Source organism: Bradyrhizobium prioriisuperbiae (genome assembly GCF_032397745.1).
GTDB lineage: Bacteria > Pseudomonadota > Alphaproteobacteria > Rhizobiales > Xanthobacteraceae > Bradyrhizobium_A > Bradyrhizobium_A prioriisuperbiae.
This window is the reverse complement of record NZ_CP135921.1, coordinates 4,601,010-4,620,308: the sequence shown is the minus strand read 5'-3', so window position 1 is coordinate 4,620,308 and position 19,299 is coordinate 4,601,010. Positions and strand designations below refer to the sequence as shown.

14 protein-coding genes are annotated in these 19,299 nt (G+C 64.6%); 4 read left to right on the top strand and 10 right to left on the bottom strand.

The genetic code is table 11. From position 1 onward, the window contains the following. Positions 1-192 precede the first annotated feature (192 nt). Together RS897_RS21745 and RS897_RS21740 are read left to right on the top strand one after the other, a co-directional pair. On the top strand, positions 193-1,998 hold the full coding sequence (locus RS897_RS21745; RefSeq protein WP_315830786.1) for an ATP-binding protein: 1,806 nt from the start codon (positions 193-195) through the stop codon (positions 1,996-1,998). A gap of 50 nt (positions 1,999-2,048) precedes the next feature. Further along, positions 2,049-3,851 (top strand): putative bifunctional diguanylate cyclase/phosphodiesterase, encoded by a 1,803-nt coding sequence (locus tag RS897_RS21740; RefSeq protein WP_407654275.1) that lies wholly within the window; start codon positions 2,049-2,051, stop codon positions 3,849-3,851. A 219-nt stretch (positions 3,852-4,070) separates the two neighbouring features. On the opposite strand, the gene RS897_RS21735 is transcribed toward RS897_RS21740, so the two are convergent. Then, positions 4,071-5,483 carry an amidase family protein gene (locus tag RS897_RS21735; RefSeq protein WP_315830785.1) on the bottom strand — a complete coding sequence of 471 codons (1,413 nt, stop codon included), beginning with the start codon at positions 5,481-5,483 and terminating at the stop codon, positions 4,071-4,073. Between the two features lie 190 nt (positions 5,484-5,673). Between RS897_RS21735 and RS897_RS21730 the strand changes: the two genes are divergently transcribed. After that, on the top strand, positions 5,674-6,111 hold the full coding sequence (locus tag RS897_RS21730) for an energy transducer TonB family protein (RefSeq protein ID WP_315830784.1): 438 nt from the start codon (positions 5,674-5,676) through the stop codon (positions 6,109-6,111). An 18-nt stretch (positions 6,112-6,129) separates the two neighbouring features. On the opposite strand, the gene RS897_RS21725 is transcribed toward RS897_RS21730, so the two are convergent. The 5 genes from RS897_RS21725 to RS897_RS21705 form a co-directional block, all read right to left on the bottom strand. Then, a complete protein-coding gene (locus RS897_RS21725) occupies positions 6,130-6,327 on the bottom strand; it encodes a hypothetical protein (protein ID WP_315830783.1) in 198 nt (65 codons plus the stop codon). Next, the gene (locus RS897_RS21720) at positions 6,324-7,481 is read right to left on the bottom strand and encodes a PepSY-associated TM helix domain-containing protein (protein WP_315830782.1); all 1,158 of its coding nucleotides are present in this window, start codon (positions 7,479-7,481) and stop codon (positions 6,324-6,326) included. The genes RS897_RS21725 and RS897_RS21720 overlap by 4 nt, the downstream gene beginning before the upstream one ends. 19 nt (positions 7,482-7,500) lie before the next feature. Beyond that, positions 7,501-9,816 (bottom strand): TonB-dependent siderophore receptor, encoded by a 2,316-nt coding sequence (locus RS897_RS21715; RefSeq protein ID WP_315830781.1) that lies wholly within the window; start codon positions 9,814-9,816, stop codon positions 7,501-7,503. Between the two features lie 181 nt (positions 9,817-9,997). Further along, positions 9,998-11,143 carry a YXWGXW repeat-containing protein gene (locus tag RS897_RS21710; protein WP_315830780.1) on the bottom strand — a complete coding sequence of 382 codons (1,146 nt, stop codon included), beginning with the start codon at positions 11,141-11,143 and terminating at the stop codon, positions 9,998-10,000. A gap of 394 nt (positions 11,144-11,537) precedes the next feature. Then, positions 11,538-13,097 carry a CYTH and CHAD domain-containing protein gene (locus tag RS897_RS21705; protein ID WP_315830779.1) on the bottom strand — a complete coding sequence of 520 codons (1,560 nt, stop codon included), beginning with the start codon at positions 13,095-13,097 and terminating at the stop codon, positions 11,538-11,540. A 315-nt stretch (positions 13,098-13,412) separates the two neighbouring features. On the opposite strand from RS897_RS21705, the gene RS897_RS21700 reads away from it, so the two are divergent. Beyond that, positions 13,413-14,303, top strand: coding sequence for a cation diffusion facilitator family transporter (locus tag RS897_RS21700; protein ID WP_315830778.1), 891 nt, complete (start codon positions 13,413-13,415; stop codon positions 14,301-14,303). Between the two features lie 123 nt (positions 14,304-14,426). Here the strand turns inward: RS897_RS21700 and RS897_RS21695 are convergent, their stop codons facing one another. The 4 genes from RS897_RS21695 to RS897_RS21680 form a co-directional block, all read right to left on the bottom strand. Further along, positions 14,427-15,731, bottom strand: a complete 1,305-nt coding sequence (locus tag RS897_RS21695) for an IS4 family transposase (protein WP_315830777.1) — start codon at positions 15,729-15,731, stop codon at positions 14,427-14,429. 206 nt (positions 15,732-15,937) lie between these two features. Next, positions 15,938-16,795: an NAD-dependent epimerase/dehydratase family protein gene (locus RS897_RS21690; protein ID WP_315830776.1), complete on the bottom strand. Its 858-nt coding sequence runs from the start codon at positions 16,793-16,795 to the stop codon at positions 15,938-15,940. A 186-nt stretch (positions 16,796-16,981) separates the two neighbouring features. Further along, positions 16,982-17,989, bottom strand: a complete 1,008-nt coding sequence (locus RS897_RS21685; RefSeq protein WP_315830775.1) for a Bug family tripartite tricarboxylate transporter substrate binding protein — start codon at positions 17,987-17,989, stop codon at positions 16,982-16,984. A gap of 112 nt (positions 17,990-18,101) precedes the next feature. Beyond that, positions 18,102-19,289, bottom strand: coding sequence for a CaiB/BaiF CoA transferase family protein (locus tag RS897_RS21680; protein ID WP_315830774.1), 1,188 nt, complete (start codon positions 19,287-19,289; stop codon positions 18,102-18,104). Positions 19,290-19,299 lie beyond the last annotated feature (10 nt).

Genomic DNA, 19,299 nt, shown 5'->3' with positions numbered 1-19,299 from the left:
AATTAAAGTTGTATTCTCCTTACGGGACACCAAAACGGTAGTTTCAAACCGACCGTTCATACCTCGCTAACAATAAGACGGCGCAAACATGCACAACGCGGGATTTACCCTGTCGTTTAACAGGAAAGCGCTGGCGACGCCGCTACAGTGCCGGCTGCAATTTGCAGACAACCGAGCCAGAAGAGCGACGCGATGCAAGCACCTGACCTTCGAAGCACGACCGATCGGCCCCCGGGTGCCGGTCTTGCGTCAGGCCGTGTCATATCGGTCTCCGGTTCGAATGTCAGCGTCAGGCTGCCGTCGTCGCCGGGCCTTGACGACACGATGCGCGCCACCGTCGGAAAATTTCTCGGCATCAGGGTCGGCTCATCGCTGCAGATCGGCGTCGTCACCAAGGTCTCGCTGGACAGCAGCCCGGCCACGCAGACCGGCAGCGCCATCGCGATGGCCCAGCTCGACCTGATCGGCGAGATCCGCGCCGCCGGCGCGTCCATGCAATTCCATCGCGGCGTGCTCGACTATCCGGCGATCGGCGATCAAGTCGTCCCGGTGGGCTCCGGCGAACTACGGCTGATCTTCAATGTCTCCGGCGCGACCGCCGTCGATATCGGAGAGCTGCAGCAGGGCAACGCCATATCAGCCCATGTCGACGTCAACGACATGCTGAGCAAGCACTTCGCCGTGCTGGGCACCACCGGTGTCGGCAAATCGAGCGGCGTCGCTTACCTGATCGATCAGATCGTCCGGGTCCGCAGCGACCTGCGCGTCCTCATTCTCGACGTCCACAACGAATACGGGCGCTGCTTCGGCAATCGCGCGCAGGTGCTCAACCCGGCCAACATCCGCCTGCCGTTCTGGCTGTTCAATTTCGAAGAGATCGTGGACGTGTTCTTCGGCGGCCGCCCGCCGGTCGACGAGGAGGTCGACCTGCTGGCCGAGGTCATTCCGCTGGCGAAGGGGGCGTACGCCCAGTATGTCGGCGCCGCCAACCAGACCCCCGACGGCGGCCACGTCCGCTACACCGCCGATGTGCCGCTGCCCTATCGCATCGTCGACCTGATGGCGCTGCTCGACAGCCGCATGGGCAAGCTGGAGAACCGCTCGTCGCGCATGATCTATCACAAGCTGATGGCGCGCATCGAGACCGCCTGCAACGATCCGCGCCATGCCTTCATGTTCGAAAACGCCAATGTCGGCGGCGACGTCATGGAAGAGGTGCTGTCGAAGCTGTTCCGGCTGCCGCTGAACGGCGTTCCCATCTCGATCATGCAACTGGCGGGTTTCCCCTCGGAAGTGATCGACGCCGTGGTCTCGGTGATCTGCCGTCTTGCGTTCGATCTGGGACTGTGGAGCGACGGCCGCGATCCGCTGCTGGTGGTGTGCGAGGAAGCGCACCGTTACATGTCGGCGGACAAGACCGTGGGCTTCGGACCGACACGGCGCGCCGTCGCCCGCATCGCCAAGGAAGGCCGCAAGTACAATGTCTTCCTCGGCCTCGTGACCCAGCGGCCGGCGGAACTCGATGCCACCATCCTGTCCCAGTGCAGCACGCTGTTCGCGATGCGCCTGACCAACGAACGCGACCAGAAGCTGTTGCGCTCCGCGGTGTCGGACACCGCCGCCAATCTGCTGGCTTTTCTTCCTTCACTGGGCACCGGCGAAGTCTTCGCGTTCGGCGAAGGCGTCTCGCTGCCGACCCGGTTCAAGTTCCGGCAATTGCCGCCGCATCTCATTCCCCGCAGCGAAGCCACCGGCCCGAACGGACTGGACATCGGCACCACCGCCGATCATTCGCTGGGATCGGTGATCCAGCGCTGGCGCGGCCTTGCGCGCCAGAAGGCGGTCGGCGCCACGGCCGATGGCGCGCGGCTGATCAATCCGGCGGCGGCGCCGCCGCTGCAGCCCCGCGCGCTCGACCCCGATCGCTATAAACTGCTGAAACGGCCGATCGAGGGCGTTTCGCCCGCGCCGGTCTCCCCCCTGCAGCATCCGAAATAGGAAGGAGCGCGGGGCCTCGACCAGCCGGGTTCGGCCTGCGTGAAATCGACATGTCGCGTGACCTGTTAGATCGGCCATCAGTCCCCTCGGAGACCGCAACCGACGGTGCGCAGCGGCCCGCGAATGTGGTGCCGGAACTGAATCTGCTGAACGAAATCATCCGCATGCTCCCGATCGGCCTGACGGTCCGTGACGAGCATGGCGATTTCCTGCTGGTGAACGAAGCCGCAGCCGCGCATTTCGAAACCACCGCCAAGGCGCTGGCCGAGCCGGACACCGCGAGCGTCGAAACGCTGCCCGGATCCGACGCGCCGCCGGCCGCGGCGGCAGAGGTGCTGCAGCATTACGTGACCCAGGCCGACGGCACACGCGTGCTGCTGACCACGGAGCGGCCGATCAGGATCTCCGACCGGACCCTGATGCTGTCGGCCTCGATCGACTTCACCCGGCACAAGACCACCGAAGAGGAGCTGTCGCGCCGCGCCTATTTCGACGAACTGACCGGCGTGCCGAAACGGACGGTGCTGGAAGCCCGCATCAATGATATCCTGGCCCGCGACAGCGGCGGCGGCCGGTTCGCGCTGGTGTTTCTCGACATCGACAATTTCAAGCACATCAACGACTATTACGGCCACGCCGCCGGCGACGCCCTGCTGGTGAAGTTCGCCAAGCGGCTGCAGAGCGAACTGCGCCCCGGCGACGTGGTGGCGCGGATCAGCGGCGACGAGTTCCTGCTGCTGCTCGATCCCATCGAGAGCGAGATCGAGCTTGCGACCGCCCTCGATCACCTGCTGCAGCGCCTGAAGGCGCCACTGCTGATCGACGATTTCGAGATCTTCGCTTCCGCCTCGATCGGCGCCAGCCTTTATCCGCAGCATGGCCGCAGCTACGACATGCTGTGCCACAACGCCGATATCGCCATGTATCGGGTCAAGAGCGAGATCAAGGGCGGCTTCGCCATCTTCGACAGCCACATGGAACGCGAGGCGACGGCGCGCACCGAACTGGAGCAGGCGCTGCGGCTGGCGATCCTGGAAAAGCGCTTCCGTTGCGCCTTCCAGCCCAAGGTCGACATCCGCACCCGCGAGATCATCGGCGTCGAAGCCCTGATCCGGCTCACCAACGAGAGCGGCGTCATCCAGGCGCCCGCCACCTTCATCGAGCTCGCGGTCGAACTCGGGCTGATCGACGAGCTGAGTTACCTGGTGCTGGACGAGGTGATGATGTCGATCGACCTGATCGACGAGCGGTTCGGCCGCAATACCAGCATCAGCCTCAACGTCGCGGCCAAGCAGGCTGGCAATGCCGTCTTCATGCGTGCCTTCGTGCAGGCGCTGGAGGCGACCGGCTGCTCGGAGCGCTTCATGATCGAGGTGACGGAAGAGGCTTTTCTGCGCAAGAGCCAGTTCCAGTCGGAGATCCTGCCCCACTTGCGCAAGCTGGGCGTGCGCGTCTCGATCGACGATTTCGGCACCGGCTACTCGTCCCTGTCGGCGCTGGCCGAAATCACCGCCGACGAGATCAAGATCGACCGCTCCTTCATCACCGACATCCACAAGCGCCCGCGCAGTCAGGCCGTGCTGCGCGCCATCGAATCCCTGAGCGAGGCGCTCGGCATGAGCGTGATCGCGGAAGGGGTCGAAACCTTCGAGGAGCTCGCCTATCTGCAGGCCGCGAGCCGGATCAGATACGCCCAGGGCTTCTATTTCTCGAAACCGGTGTTTCTCGACGAATTGACGGCAAGCCAGCAGCCCGTCACCGGCCATCCCAGCATCGGCCATGACGGCACCGTCGGCCGCCAGCCGCACGAAGACCGCTATGCGCAGCAGCGTTCAAGGAGCGCGGGGCGGTAGGCGAGAGAAGCGTATCATCCCCTCAGTGTCGTCCCCCGGCTTGACCGGGGGACCCAGTAGGCGGCAAGGCTGATGGTTGGAACGCTGACGTTAAAGCGGCCGGCACTTCATCGCGGGCGTTTTCACTTCACCACGCGCACCGGGAGTACTGGATCGTCCGGTCAAGCCGGACGATGACACGGAGAGTGTGAGACGCCTCGGCCTCCACCGAACGCAACCCTACCGCCTCGGATCGATCGGCGTGCCCATGGTCACATGCCGCTCGATCGCCTCGGCCGCGTCGAGGCAGAGATCCTCGCGGAAGCGGCCGGCGACCACCTGCACGCCGACCGGCGTGCCGCCGGCCAGCCCCGTCGGCACCGCCACCGACGGAAATCCGAGCACCGGGGTTGCCAGCAGCGAGCGCTGCGCGTCGAGCATGGCGCTGAACACCTGCTGCCCTTCCATGTCCTGGTTGTCGCGGAACGGCAGCTGCTGCGACACCGGCATCACGATCACCGGATAGCGGTCGAGGAACAGCTGCCAGTCGCGCATCACCCCGACGCGGGTCTGCAGGCTGACGATGATCTCGTCGGCCGTCAGCATCGGCGCATAAGCGATATGGCCGTCGAGATTGCGCTTGCTCTTGTCGTCGCCAAAGCTACGGATCGCGGGCTGCAGGAAGATGCGCTCCTCGTTGACGACCAGGCGATGCCAGAGATCGGCTGCTTCCTGGAAGCGCGGCGGCATGGCCTCTTCCACCGCGTAACCGGCGTCCGCCAGCAGGCGCCCGGCGGCGCGCACCGCGGCACTCACCTCCGGCGCCGCATCGCCGAACGGATCGGGCACCAGTGCCACCCGGATCGGCGTCGCGGGCGGCGGGCCGTTCAGCGGCGCCGGCACCCACAGCGCATCGCGCGGATCGAAGGCCGCCATCGCCGCGAGGCCGAGCCGCAGATCGGCGACCGAGCATGCCAGCGGACCCTGCACCGACATCAGCTGCGCGGTGACCGGGCGATCCGATGTCGCCGAGGGATTGAAGGCCGGAATCCGCCCCGGCGTCGGGCGCAGGCCGGCCACGCCGCAGGCATAGGCCGGATAACGGATCGAGCCGCCGAAATCGTTGCCATGGGCGATCGCGCCCATGCCGGCAGCGACCGCGGCCGCGGCCCCGCCGCTGGAGCCGCCGGGCGTCAGCCTCAAACTCCAGGGATTGCGCGTCGCACCGTGCAGGTCGTTGTCGGTGAACCAGCGGTGCGAGAACGCCGGCGTGTTGGTGCGCCCGACGATGACGGCCCCGGCCTTGCGCAGGTTGGCCACCGGCGGGCTGTCATCCTCAGCGATCACATCGCGAAACGCCACCACGCCGTTGGTGGTGGCGCATCCCTTCTGGTCGATGTTCACCTTGATAGTGACGGGCACGCCATGCAGTGGCCCGGTGGCCACTCCGGATTTCACCGCCGCATCGGCCGCATCCGCTGCGACCATCGCTTCGTCCGCCAGCACCTGCACCACCGCATTGACGGCCGGATTGACCGCCGCAATGCGGTCGAGGCTCGCTTGCACGGCGTCGCGGCTCGAGATGCTGCGCTTGCCGATGGCCTGCGCCAGATCAATCGCCGACCAGCGCCAAAGATCCTGTTGGTGAGGCATATCGTCTCCTGAATCATCAAGGCAGGTACGATGACAGGGAGACAGCTTTCCGTCGACCCGCGGATAGCCGGGATGGACCACTGTTAAAGCATGGCTGGGGCCCCTCTCGCCTCAAGCACGGAAGACGATTGCAGCGCTCAATACGAACGTTATCCTGTGTCCCGCGATCGGGGGCGATCATGGGGGACAGATGCTGCGCGCGGTGATGGCGTCTTTGACGGCGCCAGGAATGATATTGGGCTTGATGGTGTCGATTGTTCCGCTCTCGGGCCTTTCGGGGCCTGCCCGGGCCGAGCCAATACCGCGCCCTTGGGCGGGCGCCATCGCGGCACGGGTCAACGGCTTCAAGGATTATCCGTATATGGCGAGGATGCGCCAGAAAGTCGGAGCTCTGATCGTCGGCTTTCAGGTTGGCCCGGATGGCCAGTTGCTGAAGAGCTGGATCGAACGATCATCCTGCGACAAGGCCCTCGATCATGAAGCTCTCGACCTGCTGCAGCGGGCCTCTCCGTTTCCGCCAGCTCCGCCCGGTTACAAAAGGGCCAGTACGTCGTTTCGACTTCCCCTGGTGTTCGCGATGCGGGGTCGCGAGGTCTGGCTTCGAGGGTCGTGTCCGCCCAGCTCCTGACGCGGCGGTGCAGCCTGTTCAGCGCCGCGGCTGTGTCCTGCGCAGCCAGTAGTACGCGATCACCACCACCGGCAGCAGCAGCGCCAGCCACGACAGCGCATCCCAGATGCCATCGCCGAGCAGCGCCGAGACCAGGCCGAAGGCGATGATCACGGCGATGATAGCGGGGACCAGGAAGATCTGCGCCGCGGTCTGATGGCGGGTGGTTGTGGTCACGGACGATGCTCCACGGGTTGGGGAATTAATGTCTGCTCGACGGCGACTGCGCTGCGCGCGCGCGACGGCCAGCGCTGCGCCGCCCAGAGATACAGCCCGCTGCCGAGCACGATCAGTGTGATCAGATCGAGCAAGGCCCAGATGATTTTCAAGGGCATGCCGCCATAGTCGCCGAAATGCAGCGGTTTCGACAGGAACAGCACCTGCGCATACAGCGGCAGGCTGCGCTTTTCGGTCAGCGTGCCGTCGGCGGCATTGATCAGCACCGGCATGATCAGCTTCGAGGTCAGCGGCTCGTTGCCGCTGAGAAAGACATTGTAGTGGTGGCGGCCGGCGAACATGGAGCCCGGCATTGCGACGGTCGCGACCTCCATGCCCGGCGCGGCCCTCAGAGCGGTCTCGATCGCCAGTTGCGCCGGGATGACCTTGTCCAGCGGCGGCGCGTTGCGCCAGGGGCCGATCATCTCGGCAAGCTCAGTCCGCATCCAGCGATTGGCGACTTGTTTCGACAGGGTGTTGATCACGCCGGTGACGCCAACCACCAGCAGCCACAGCGTGACGGCGATGCCGGTGAGATTATGCAGATCGAGCCATTTCAGCCGTGGCGCGCGCGCCGCGCGCACCGTGCCGAAATCGAGCCGCCGCATGAACGGGCCGTACACCACCACGCCCGAGGCAATCGCCGCCAGGAAACACAGGCCGATCGCACAGAGGAACAGTTCGCCCGGCTGGCTCAACAGCAGTTCGGTATGCAGATCTTTGATGAATTGAATCACGGGACTGCGCAGCCGTTGCCCCACCCGCATGATCTTGCCGGTGCGGGCGTCGATGGTGACGAGGGAGGTGAGCTTCATCGAGTCGATCGACGTGCCCATCTCCATATTCCACAGCGGCGCGTCATCGACCTTGGTGGCGAACCGCACCACCTCGTTCGGCCGCTCCGCCCGCGCGATCGCAATCAGCTGGTCGACCGGAAGCAGCGGCGCAGACACCGGCGCCTGATCCGGCACGGCGCGCTGACCGAAGGCGCGGTCGAGGTCCTCCTGGAAAATCAGCGGCAGCCCGGTCAGGCACAGCACGAACAGGAACAGCGTGCAGACCAGACTGGTCCAGGTGTGCACGCTTTTCCAGATACCGACCGCGCGGGGTGTCATGCCGGGGAGACCTTCCTGATCACCAAGTATAACGCAGGCTGCCTGTCACCATGCGGTCTGAGCCGTAGAAGCAGGCGTTGATGCTCTGACACGTCGAGACGTATTCCTTGTTGAACAGGTTGTTGACGTTGATCGCCACCCTGGTGCCGCGCAGCTTCGGATCGAGGTTGGACAGGTCGTAGTGCACGGCGGCATCGACCAGGGTGTAGTCCGGGATCAGCAGTGTGTTGGCCGCATCGCCGTTCGACGTCCCGATATAGCGCACGCCGGCGCCGAAGCCGAAGCCGGCGGCCTTGCCGTCCTGGAAAGTATAGTCGCCCCACAGCGCCGCCTGGTTGCGCGGCACGTTGATCAACTGCTTGCCGACATTGGCGAGCGTAGTGCTCTTCGTAGTCTCGGTATCCGTATAGGTGTATGAGGCGATCATCTTGAGCCCGTTGGTCAGGCTCGCGGTGGCCTCGAGTTCGAGCCCACGTGATCGCGCCTCGCCGGTCTGCAACGAGAAGCCGACATGGGCGGGATCAACCGTCAGCACATTCTGCTGGGTGATGTCGAACAGCGCCGCGGTCACCATCACATTGGTGCCGACCGGCTGATACTTGATGCCGACCTCGTATTGCTCACCGGTGGTCGGCACGAACGGCGTGCCGACCCAGGCGAGACCCACCGTCGGCTGAAACGACCTGGCATAGGCGACATAAGGCGACACGCCTGAATCGAACACATAGTTGAGGCCGGCGCGGCCGGAAAACGCCTTGTTGTCCTGACTTTGCAATGTGTTTTTCAGGAAGTCGGTGCTGTCGGTCGTCACCCAGTCATGTCGGCCGCTCAGGGTCAGACGCCAACCACCCAGCGCGATCTGGTCCTGCGCATAAACGCCAACCTGATCCTGCACCTGCCGCGTTTTGGTTGTCAGCGGTGGCAGCGTGAACGGCTGGCCATACACGGTGTTGAACAGATCGATCGACGGCGCCGAGCCGAAATACTGGCTGAAATCGCTGGTGGTGTGGCGATAATCAACGCCGAACAGCGCGACATGAGCGAGCGATCCGGTGTTGAAGCGAGCCTCCGCCTGGTTGTCCATGGTGAAGGCCGTGGAATTCTCCGGCACGATGAAAGCGAAGCGACGCAGCGTCCGGTTGTCGGCCATCAGGCCGCCCTGACCGATCACCGCCTGCACATCGGTATCGAGTCCGGCGTAACGCAGGTTCTGCCGCACGGTCCAGACATCGCTGGCGTGATGCTCGAACTGATAGCCGGCCCAATATTGCGAGCGCTTGTAGCTGTCCCAACCGGGTTCGCCGACATTCTTGCTGATCGGCACCGTGCCGAATGGATTCGGTCGCAGCGTGCCGTTGGCGGGCAGGAACTGGATGGTCACGCCGCTGACGTCACGCTGGTAGGCGCCGAGCACGGTGAAGGTGGTGTCGAGGTTGGGCTTCCAGGTGAACGACGGCGCGATCACGCCGCGGAAATCGTCGATGTAATCGAAGCTGGTGCCGCCGCCGTGCACCGCACCGGTTACGCGGTAGAGAAACTCTCCACGCGGATCGATCGGACCGCCGAGGTCGAAGGCGCCCTGCATGCGGCCATAGTTGTTCGCCTGCATCTCGACCGTATGGGTCGGGGTCGCTGTCGGCAGCAGGCTGACCAGATTGATCAGGCCGCCCGGAGCCACCGCGCCGTAGAGCGACGAGGACGGTCCTTTCAGCACCTCCACCCGTTCCAGAATCCAGGGATCGACCTTGGTCCGTCCAAAGCCTTGGGTGCCGACCGGCAATTGCATGCCGTCGAGATAGAGCAGCGGCTCGAAGCCACGAACGCGGATCGTTTCAAAGCGGTTGTCGTTGGGATTGGAGTTGCCCGACACGCCCGCGGTGTAACGCAGCGCCTCGACGATACTCTGCGATCCCTGATCTTGCAGCTGGCTGCGCCCCACCACCGAAATCGCCTGGGGCGTTTCCAGGATCGGCGTGTTGGTCTTGGTGCCGGCCAGGCTGCGGCCGGCGACATAACCGTTGATCGGGCCGTTGCCGCTCTCGATCCGGCTCTTCTCCTGCGAGGTGGCCGATTGCGCCGCCTGTTGAGCCGCTTGTCGCGCGGCCGTGGCCCGGCGCGCAGCACGGGATGACGCGGCGCGGCCCGCGGCCGGTCTTGCCTGCACCCGGCGCTGCTGCGGCGCATCGACCGTCACGGCGGGAAGTGAGCGCCCCGATGGGGCAGCGGCCTGGGCGAGAGCGGGAGATGAAGTGAGGCAGAAGCCAAGGCTAAAACCAAGGCCCACGCCTGCGAGCATGGTGCTCAGCAGGAACTTCTCAAACGACGGACAACGCACCTGAATTCAACTCCCCAACAATCCCTGGGGCGTTGTACCGGCTCCGCGCCGACGCGCGACCGATTTGTCACTGAAGCATTCTAGAACGCCTCAAAACTGATGCGAACGGCCGCAGATATGTGTCTGCAGATTGCGAACATCCCCCGGATCAAGTCCGGGGGATGCTTCGCGGGAAAACGTCCTAGTGACCTTCGGGATGCGGCGGAGCCTTTGGTCGCGCTGGCGGATGCGGCGCGGGATGTGGCGGCGGACGTCGCACGGCTGCGACCTGCTGATGCGGCGCCGGATGCGCGACCTGCGGAACGCCTGGATGCGGCATCGGTCTTGGAGCCGCGGCGGCGACAGCGGGGCGCGGCGCTGGTGGAACAGGCCTGGCCGCCGCATTCAACGCCGGATTCATGGGCTTCGCTTGCGCAGCCGAAGGAGCACCGTTGTTTGTCGTCGCATGCTGCTGAGCGGGCACGCCCGCAGTTGCCGGCGGGTTGCTCGCGACAGGCTTGTTCTGGACGGGCTTGCCCGCCGATGCATTGATCGCAGCCTGCGGAGTGGCAGCCTTGGCAGCCGGATTGGGAGCGGCATTCGAAGCCGCCGCGGGCACCGGCAAGGGCTTGGCGCCAGGTGCTGACGGAGGCACGCCTCCCGGCTTGGCTTCGTGTGCAGCGACAACACCCTGGCCGGTGAACTCGCCCGGCCTGGATGTCGCCGCGATCGCCGGATGGCCATGATTTTCGGACGCAAGCAGCGCGCGGTTGGTGCTGGCCAGATGTTCCTGCTGGGTCTGTGTGGCGGCGGGCGCGATGTGGTGATCGTGCACGGCCGCCTGTTCCTGCGCGGTCGGCTGCACGTTGGTGCCGCCACTGCCGCCGTTGAAGCTGACCCGCGTGACGCTGACGTTGTTGATCACCGTCTTGTTGTAGACATTGGTGACCGAGACGCCGCCGAAATTGTTGACGGTGCGGTTATAAGCGAACACGCCATTGTCCCAATGGCCGCCTTCATAACCGATACCGCCGTAGCCGAAGCCGTAATTGACGCCGCCATAGAATCCGATGCGCGGCCCCCAATAGCCGACGTTCCAGGCATAGACACCGTCTCGCCAGCCCCAGTAGCCGGGCGTCCACAACAGGCCGACCGTCGGCGGCTGCACCCAGGTGCCCGGAACCCAGAAATATCCGTCGGCACCATAGGCCCAGTAGCCGGGCGTCCAGATGTAACCCGCTGCCGGAATCGGCGGCTGTTCGTACACCGGCAGCACCGGCGGCGCGATGGTGATGCTGATGCCGAGAAGCTGGGCCTTGGCGGCAGGTGGAACCGCGAGCGCGGCCATAAGCGCAATCGTTAGACGTAGATGTCGCATGTTCGTCCCTCACAGGAGCAAATTCCCCGCGAGTCGGACGCTGGTCAGCGAATGACGCGACATTATGTCCCTGTGCTTACACCAAGCTGACACGCGCAGAAACATGATGGCAACAATGGGGAACGCGCGGCATGCGCTGGTGAGATGCAGAAATCCGCGTGCGATCGTCGACATAACAAGCACAGAAAATCAGGGCCGTGGTGGCTCGGTCAGCGACATCCGCCACGATGAGTTTGGGGTGACGTGTTGCGGCAACGGACAGCGCGCTCCTTCTCCCCGCAAGCGGGCGAGGTGAACCAGCCGAGGCGCGCCGTGCGGCGCAAGTGCAACGCAGAGGGGAAAGTTTGCCTATGACGCAGACAGATCAGCCCCAGAACCGCCGCGTCTTCTGAAGCTGCTTGCAGGCGCCTTTCGCCGTCGCGAGGACCCTGGCGAGGCGCGCGTCTTCGTGACCGCTCAACAGACCGGCGACATAAGCGCGTTTTGGACTCTCTCCGCGCGGGCTGCCCTGCGCTTTCGAGGTGCCCGCGATCTCCGCCATCATGGCTTCATGCACGGAGATGTCGTTGAGATCGCCGAGGCAATCCTGCATGCCGCGCAGCGCGCTGAGGAACGTCTTGCGGCGGCGCGCGGCCTTCTTGCCGGGAAATACGGTTTCGAAAAATTCCGCGGCATAACGCAGCTTCTTGGCCTGGATCCGCAGCTTGTGCCGCCGGTAGGGATCGAGCCTGGTCAGCAGCCGCGACCGCTTGCGGATGTTTCGCCAGCGCTGCGTCATCTGCGCCGCGGCCAAAACGCCGATCGGCTGATCGCCACGCGCACGCGCGTCGAGGTCGGCGGGATCGAGCCATCTGCCGGTTTCCAACCACGCCGCGACATCGAGCACAAGTGTGCGAAACCGCTCCGAGCCCACCGCCTTGCGCGCACGTTCGACCGCGGCGCGGTGTTGTTCCGCGAGATCGTGCGACAGGCTCTGCATGCCCGCGAGCTGGGTGTGCAACTGCCGCACCGGCGTGACCACGCGGGTGAGAAACACCTCGAACTCCCGCGCCGGGCTCAGTTCGCCGGTCAGCCACTTCAATTTTGCCTTGATGGCCGGCGTTTCGTCGGGCTCCAGCACATCCGAAAACAGCGATATCGCGGCGCGCAGGCGGCGCAATCCGATCCGCATCTGATGCACACCATCGGGGTCCCCGGCCAGCACCGCGCGCTTGTTGCCGATCACCTGCTTCAGGCAGGACGCGGCGATCAGCCGAAATGCATCGCGCGCCGGCAGATCGGCCGTGAGCACGATCGCATCAGGTTTTTCCGCCAGCGCATCATTGCCATCGAGCAGTTCGTAACCGCGCTGCGACTTGCTCTTCATCGCGAGTTCCGCGGCGGTGGCGCGCGCGACGCTGCGGGCCACGCGGAACAGGTCGCTCTTGTCGCCGCGCTTCAGTTCGATCTCGATCTCGCACAGCGGCGCCGATTGCCGGCCGGCAACGATCTTGCCGCGGTCGAGCGTCACTTCGACCTCGGCGTCCCTGGTTTGCAGCGGATAGGTCGTGCGGCGCACGCGGGTCTCGAACACCGGCCGCAGCTTGCGGCGCAGTTTCCTGGTCAGGAGCGGCGCCAGCGCCGTGCCGCGCGCGGCGGCGAAATCCGGCGCGTCGCCGGCGAGTTCGGTCTCCCACTCATGGCGGTCGACCACGCCCAAGCCTTCTGTCTTGATGGTCTGAATGTGTTGCGCGCCGCTGCGACGCACGCGCAATATCACGCCCTTGCGTTTCAGCTTGAAGCGCCGGGTGTCGAAATAGGTCGAGATCTGCGTCGCACGCGATGTCGCCCCGTTGACCCCACGCAGCAACGGCATGTGCTGCAGCTGCTGTGCCTTGGCAGGCGGCAGCGCGAGCTTGATCTCGGTTTCCGTGGGCAACGGCATGCCGGCAGCTTAACAGCCGAACCGCCGGCGGCATACCGGCCCATCGCGCGAAAAATCACGGAAACGGTGGAACCATTCTCAATCCGGTACCCGACCACCCCGTGCAGGCGCATGTCAAAATTTCGAATTCATCGATTTTTGCGAAACAAAACATGCTGCGCGCGCCGTTGGGAGCACCGGCTGCGGCCGCGCTGTTGAAAAGATGCAAGTCAGTCTCAATAGCGAACATAATCGTTGCCGCATGCGGCGCCCTCCGCTATCTCCCGCCACGGCGCACGGTCGCTGCATCTCCTTCGTTGCCCGGCAGATAGATTCATGGACAGGACTCTCAAGCTCGCCCTCGGCAGCATCGCCGTCGGGGCGCTTGTTCTCGGCCTCAAATATTTTGCGTACCATCTGACCGGCAGCATTGCGCTTTATTCCGACGCCCTGGAAAGCATCATCAATGTCGCCACCGCCATCGCCGCATTTTTCGCGGTCCGGCTGAGTGCCGAACCACCGGACGCCAATCATCCCTACGGGCACTACAAGGCGGAGTATCTGTCCGCCATTCTCGAAGGCGTGATGATCGTCGTCGCCTCGCTCTCCATCCTGCGCGAGGCCTATCATGGATTTCTGGCGCCGAAACCGCTCGACGCTCCGTTCGAGGGATTGATCGTCAATGCGGCCGCAAGCCTGATCAATGCGGCATGGTGCGCCATCCTGCTGCGATACGGCCGCCGCTGGCGATCACCGGCGCTGGTCGCCGACGCCAAGCATCTGTGGACCGACGTCATCACATCCGGCGGCGTCATCATCGGTGTCGGACTGACGGCCATGACCGGCTGGCTGCAGCTCGATCCACTGCTCGCGGCGCTGGTGGCGCTGAACATTCTGTGGGCGGGCTGGAAGCTGATGCGCGAATCGATCGGCGGGCTGATGGACGAGGCCACGCCGCCGGAAACGCTGGCCCGCGTCCGCAACATCATCTCGACCCATGCCAACGGCGCGCTGGAGGCCCACGATCTGCGCACCCGGCACGCCGGGCGCGCCACCTTCATCGAATTTCACCTGGTGGTCCCCGGCACCATGACCGTCTCCGAGTCGCATGCCTTGTGCGACCAGATCGAAGCCGCGCTTCACAAGGACATCCCGGACCTGATCATCCACATCCACGTCGAGCCGGAAGAGAAAGCCAAGCACCCCGGCGGCGTGCCGATCGTGTGACGATAGTGCCCTGAACACTCAACAGCATGATAAGATTTGGTTCGATCATCTGTCATAATGGGTGGGGTCGAACCGTTGCAGCAACGGATGCGCGCTCCCTCTCCCCGCAGGCGGCTCTCCGATTCACACATCTTGGAGCCTCAAGGTGGTGCCGTATTTGATGCGCTGGAAGTCGTCGAGACCCCGACGCATGGTTTTTGGACCAGGTTTATCATAGTAACCGGTCCAGCCGCCGAGACGAGCGATGACCCATGCGGCGAAGGCGAGCGATCCCTTCGGATGCGGGTTCTGTTGGCGTGCGGTTTTGCCTTCCAGGCGGGCCGAGACGGCCTCCAGGATTGGTTGATCGGCTGGTTCGAAGGCCTCGAGCAGGCTTTGATCGGTGGTACCGTCGCGAGCTTTGACAAGTTGCATCACCGTGACTGCCGCGATGGCGATGGCCGCGACCAGCTTGATCATGACTTCGGGGTCGGCGATATCGGCCTGTTCGATGCTGAAGCCTGCGGTCTTGATGGTGTGGAAGTATTCTTCAATGACCCAGCGCATCCGATAGAGGCCGACGATCCTTTGCGCATCGGCAAGGCTCCTGACCGTGTGCGTCGTCAGCAACCGCCAATGGATCGGCTTTTCGCCCTCAGTTGCCGAGGTTTCGCGGACATCGACAACGCTCACCGTGGTCGCGGGCGGCAGATCAGAGGCGCCATGCAGCGGCCTGCGCAACTCGACGCGGCCAAAGCGGACAGCCAGTTCGCCCGTGCGCGCCGCCCGTCCCGGAGCCGCCGGGATTTCAACGCTAAAGCGGCCTTGTTCGGGCAGGCTGTCAACGTGCGCGAACAGCAGCCTCGTCTGCTCCTCATCGTCGGCTTCAATCCGTCGATTCTGGCACGCCCGCACGATCAGATGCATGTTGGCCGGACATTGCACGAAGTGCTCGTAGATGTCGCTTTCCCGATCCGATACGCCAGTGATGCTCCGCGCCGCTGCCAGCACCGCACCGGCACGCGCCGTCCCATCGAGCCAGCGCTGCGATTCCTTCTGCGCCGTCGTCCGCGATCGGCGGGATTTGACCTTGCCGCCGCTGCGGTTCCTCACCGGCGCATCGACGAGGCCCAACACCGCACCGGTACCGGCATCCACCGCTAAAACCGCGTGCAGCAACAGCCCACGCAGCGCCCCGCCTTTTCCCACCGGACCGTAGCCATTGGCCTTGGCACGACGACCTCCCAACGCAAGCTCGCTCGTATCCTGCACGACCAAAACATCGCGCCCTGCAACTCGCGCCGCCGTCCGCTCCGCCGCGTGCTCAGCCATCGCTGTCGCCGTCACCGACCCATTGCGAAGAAAGCGCGTAAACTGCATCTCGCCGGCCCGCGTCCCGCCCAGCCGGCGGATGCACGACCCCGGTCGGTCGACCAGCGCCGCGTGCAAACGCGCCCCCCTTTTTCCAGCCGCAGGTCGCCGAACCGCCCCAGGCCAAATTCCAGTCCAGACATCGAACGCTCCGTGAATCATCGAACAACCCACGGAATCAGTGATCAAATCATCTGGCAAGATGTGTGCATACGAGAGCCGCAGGCGGGGAGAGGTGAACCGAGGACGCGGAAAAGACCGATTCACCCTGACTTTGTTCCGCTCTAATCCGTAAAGCGCGGACGAAAACCGCGCGGGCGCCAGTTGAAGTCGCGTTGCGCCTCAGAGGCGTCGAACGTCATGTGCTTGCTCATGCGATCGCCCATCGCGAAATTGGCACGGGGGAATAGCGGCTGCGCCAGCTTGAACGCGGCGCGCCACAGCGGCGCCGGCACCGGCACGACCTTTCGCCGCCGCCCCAAACCATCGAAGATCCGCCCGACCATCTCGCGATAGGTCAGGGTCTCGCCGCCGGGGACGACATAGGTGCGGTTGACTGCGGCCTCGCTCGCCGCCGCATCGATGGCGCCGATTGCGAGGTCCTCGGCATGCACCGGCTGACGCAAGCCTGATCCCCGGCCGGCCAGCGGGATGACCCCGTAGCGCCGGATCAGGTTTGCCAGCCGCGTGACATTGACATCCCTGCCCTCGTCATAAATCAGGGTCGGCCGCAGGATGGTCCAGCCGATGCCATGCCGCTCGCAGGCGGCAATGAACTCTTCCTCGCCTTTCACCAGTCCCGCGAGAGCGTCGCGTTCTTCCGCAATCACCGATTCCAGCTTGGTGAGCACGCTGGTCGTGGAAATTCCGACAATACGGCGCACGCCGTTGTCGGCGAAACAGGAAACTGCCGGCACCAGCAACGGAATCGATGCCGACGTATAGACGGTATGGCAAGGCTGCAACTGGTCGATCCATGCGCCGGGATCGGCGACATTGCCTCGAATCCAGCCCGGCTCCATCCGGGCCGAACGGGACAGCCCGGTCGGCTGAAAACCGCGCACGGCGAGGTGGTGCATCATATGACGCCCGACCACGCCGGTGCCGCCGACGACGAGTGCGCGGAGATCGATTTCGGTCATGCGGCGATGTAGCACTGCGATGGACGATGTGCCAAGATGTCATGTGGAAGACCTCGAGTCATCAAAACGTCTTGGTACCAAGAGCCTTGGTACCAAGTGTCTTGGTCTCAAAAATCTTGGTACCTGAAGTCTTGGTACCTGAAATCCCGGCACCTGAAGTCCTGGCCTCGCAACGGCCTCACACGCTCAGTCCAGCGAGATCTTCTGCGTCTTCACCACGCTGCTCCAGCGCGCGCGGTCCTCGTCGACGAACTTCGCAATCGCCTCGCTGCTGCGCGGCTTGAACACCACATAGCCGACCTTTTCCAGCGTGGCACGGAACGCCGCCTCCCCGAGGGCGCGATCAAGGCTCGCGGTGAGTTTCTGCACCACGTCGTCCGGCGTCTTCGCCGGCACCGCCACGCCGTACCAGACCCTCACGCTGTAGTCCGGATAGCCGCTCGCAGCGATGGTCGGAACGTTCGGCAGGTCCGGCACCGGCTCCGCCGAGGTGACGCCGAGCGGACGCAGCGCGCCGGCGTTGATATGCGGCAGCGAGGTGCTGAGTGTGTCGAACATCACGTTGACCTGCCCCGACAACAGATCGGTCAACGCCGGCGCCACGCCTTTGTAGGGCACGTGGACCATGTCGATGCCGGCCATCTGCTTGAACATTTCCCCCGCCATATGCAGCGTGCCGCCGGTGCCCGAGGAGCCGAAATTGAGCTTGCCGGGATTGGCCTTGGCATAGGCGACGAATTCGGCGACCGTCCTGGCCGGCACCGACGGATTGACCTCCATGACGACGGGCACCTCCGTCATCAGCGACACCATGCGGAAATCCTTGACCGCATCGTAGGGCAGCTTCTTGTACAGCAGCGGATTGATCACGATGATCGAGCCGGCGGCGGCGAACAGGGTGTAGCCATCGGGCTCGGCGCGCGCCGCCGCCTCCGCGCCGATCGCGCCCTGGGCGCCGGGCTTGTTCTCCACCACCACGGCCTGCTTGAGATCCTTCGCCAGGAAATCCGCTACCGTGCGACCGAAGATATCGGTGGGACCGCCCGCGGGATACGGCACCACGAGTTTGACGGGACGATTGGGATAATCGCTCGCGCGAGCGGCCGTCGTCAGCGCCATCGCCGTCGTGGCGACAAGCGCCGCCAGCACGCAAGATGCGGCGCGATCGAGTCGCATCGCGCCAGATCGTTTCATGCCAAATCGTTTCATAGCAAGCCTCATTGGATGCATCCTCCTCGGTTGCGAACGTATCTGGGCTTTCTGCCTCTGTATTTCGAATGGTCTCGGAAGGCTCGCCGCGCCATGGTCAAACAGCCTGCGCGGCACCGCTTGCGATCAATGCGTCGACCTCTCCATCGCTCACTCCCGCAGCGGCCAGCACCTCGCGGGTGTGCTCGCCGAGCCGCGGCGGCATGCGCACAGCCGCGCGCTCACCGTCGAAACGCACTGAAGATCCCGGAAAACGCATCCGGCCGCTGCGATCGTCCTCGACATCGACAAAAAAGCCGGTGGCGACGAGATGCGGATCGGCATCGAGTTCGTCCAGGCGGTTGACGCGCGAGGCCGGAATATCGACCTTGCGACAGAATGCAAGCCAGGCTTCCGTCGTCCCGGTCGCGATGATGCCGGCCGCAGCCTGATAGAGCTCCGCAATATGCTGGGTGCGCCCACCGACACTCGCAAAACGCGGATCGCCGGCGAGGTCTGGCCGCCCTCCCTCGCTGAAGAAATCCTGCCAGTTCTTCGTGGTATAGGGCAGCAGGCAGACATAACTGTCCTGCGTCTTGAACGGCCGCCGCCACGGGCTCAGGAGCCGCGCATAGCCCGCCGGTGCGAGCGGCGGGTCGAAATGCCGGCCGTAGAAATGCTCGACCAGGTTGAAGGCGGTCATGGTTTCGAACATCGGGATTTCGACGGCACCGCCGCGGCCGGTGCGCGCACGGCCGAGCAGAGCCGCGAGAATGGCGTGGACCGCCACCTGGGCGCAGATCTTGTCGGCGGCGATGGTCGGAAAATAGTTCGGCACGCCGCCCTGCAGCTCCATCAGCGCGGCGCAGCCGGCGAGCCCCTGGATGATGTCGTCATAGGCCGGCTTGCCGGCATACGGCCCGGCCTCGGCAAAGCCGTTCAGCGCGGCATAGACCAGGCGGGGATTGGCCGCGAGCAAGGTCTCCGGCTGCAGCCCCAGCGCCGCCAGCTTCTGCGGCCGGATGTTGTGCATCAGCACGTCGGCGGTGGCGAGCAGCTGATGCAGCGCCGCACGCGCCTCCGGCCGCTTCAGATCCAGCACGATGCTGCGCTTGTTGCGGTTGACGCCGAGGAAGATCGCGCTCATGCCGGGCTCGGCGGCGGGACCGATGGTCCGCGTCATGTCGCCCTCGGGCGCCTCGACCTTGATGACATCGGCGCCGTAGTCGGCGAGGATTTGCCCGGCCAGCGGACCGAACACGACGCTGGAGAGATCGACGACCTTCATGCCGGACAGCGGCAGCATAATTCCCCCT

Bases quoted from the DNA above. Each gene is read 5' to 3' on its own strand.
- RS897_RS21745 (WP_315830786.1), top strand. From the start codon at position 193: ATGCAAGCACCTGACCTTCGAAGCACGACCGATCGGCCCCCGGGTGCC.
- RS897_RS21740 (WP_407654275.1), top strand. From the start codon at position 2,049: ATGTCGCGTGACCTGTTAGATCGGCCATCAGTCCCCTCGGAGACCGCA.
- RS897_RS21735 (WP_315830785.1), bottom strand. From the start codon at position 5,483: ATGCCTCACCAACAGGATCTTTGGCGCTGGTCGGCGATTGATCTGGCG.
- RS897_RS21730 (WP_315830784.1), top strand. From the start codon at position 5,674: ATGCTGCGCGCGGTGATGGCGTCTTTGACGGCGCCAGGAATGATATTG.
- RS897_RS21720 (WP_315830782.1), bottom strand. From the start codon at position 7,481: ATGACACCCCGCGCGGTCGGTATCTGGAAAAGCGTGCACACCTGGACC.
- RS897_RS21710 (WP_315830780.1), bottom strand. From the start codon at position 11,143: ATGGCCGCGCTCGCGGTTCCACCTGCCGCCAAGGCCCAGCTTCTCGGC.
- RS897_RS21705 (WP_315830779.1), bottom strand. From the start codon at position 13,097: ATGCCGTTGCCCACGGAAACCGAGATCAAGCTCGCGCTGCCGCCTGCC.
- RS897_RS21700 (WP_315830778.1), top strand. From the start codon at position 13,413: ATGGACAGGACTCTCAAGCTCGCCCTCGGCAGCATCGCCGTCGGGGCG.
- RS897_RS21690 (WP_315830776.1), bottom strand. From the start codon at position 16,795: ATGACCGAAATCGATCTCCGCGCACTCGTCGTCGGCGGCACCGGCGTG.
- RS897_RS21685 (WP_315830775.1), bottom strand. From the start codon at position 17,989: ATGAAACGATCTGGCGCGATGCGACTCGATCGCGCCGCATCTTGCGTG.
- RS897_RS21680 (WP_315830774.1), bottom strand. From the start codon at position 19,289: ATGCTGCCGCTGTCCGGCATGAAGGTCGTCGATCTCTCCAGCGTCGTG.